Genomic DNA, 1,227 nt, shown 5'->3' with positions numbered 1-1,227 from the left:
GGACCCTCTGGTCGCGACGGAAGGGCGAGACCGAGTACGGCGTCAAGGCCATCCCGCTCGGCGGTTACATCTCGATGATCGGCATGTTCCCCCCGGCCAAGGGCGAACGCGTGCACGCCGACAGCACCGGCTTCTTCCGCGGTCTCGTCCAAGACGCCCGCGATTCGAGCACCGAGTCGATTACGCCCGGCGACGAGCACCGCGCCTTCTACCTGCTGCCGGTGTGGAAGCGCATCGTCGTCATGTTCGGCGGGCCGTTCATGAACCTCCTGCTCGCGATCGTGCTCTTCGGCGTGCTCCTCATGGGCTTCGGCGTCGCGCAGGCCTCGACGACCGTCGGTTCGGTCTCGGCGTGTGCGCTGCCCGCGACGAGCGAGCGGCAGACGTGCGAGACCGGAGACCCGGCCGCACCGGGCGCCGCCGCCGGCATCGAGCCGGGCGACCGCATCGTCTCGGTCGACGGGGAGCCCATCGAGTCGTGGAACGAGTCGACCGCGATCATCCGCGCGCACCCCGATGCGCCGGTCGCATTCGTCGTCGAACGCGATGGCGAGACCGTCGAACTCGAGGTCACCCCGATGCTCAGCGAGCGCTACGTGTACGACGACAAGGGCCGGGTCGTGACGGATGCCTCGGGCACCGAGCTGACCGAAGCCGCCGGGTTCGTCGGCATCGGGCCCGCGACCGAGATCGTGCAGCAACCGGTGACCGCGGTGCTCCCCGCCGTCGGTGAGAACGTGGCCGGCGTGGCCGGAATCATCCTGAACCTGCCGCAGCGCATCATCGACGTCGCCAACGCCGCCTTCGGGCCCGAGGAGCGCGACCCCAACGGCCCGATGTCGGTCGTCGGCGTCGGCCGCCTGGCAGGCGAGATCGCGACGATCGACGAGATCCCGATCGCCTCGAAGGCCGCCACCATGATCGGCATCCTCGGGTCGCTGAACATCGCGCTCTTCGTCTTCAACCTCATCCCGCTGCTGCCGCTCGACGGCGGTCACATCGCCGGAGCGCTCTGGGAGGGCATCCGTCGCGGGTTCGCCAAGCTCTTCCGGCGCCCCGACCCGGGGCCCGTCGACCTCGCGAAGCTCATGCCGGTGACCCTCGCGGTCGTCGTCATCTTCGGTGCGATGAGCGCCCTCCTCATCTACGCCGACATCGTCAAGCCGGTGCAGCTCCTCTGACCGAACCGCTGATCGCCCGCGCCGTCGCACGCATGCCCTCGTACTC

The 1,227-nt window shown here is 69.4% G+C and carries 1 protein-coding gene; it reads left to right on the top strand.

Features of this window, described 5'->3' with window-relative positions:
* A partial coding sequence (locus ACFWWU_RS37310) for a M50 family metallopeptidase (RefSeq protein ID WP_384153669.1) occupies window positions 1-1,181 on the top strand: 1,181 nt, incomplete at its 5' end.
* Window positions 1,182-1,227: the final 46 nt, after the last annotated feature.

The organism is Streptomyces sp. NPDC058650 (assembly GCF_042717315.1).
In the GTDB taxonomy this organism is placed as follows: Bacteria; Actinomycetota; Actinomycetes; order Streptomycetales; family Streptomycetaceae; genus Streptomyces.
Note: the sequence above shows the minus strand (reverse complement) of the source record. Positions and strands in the feature narration are given on the sequence as shown.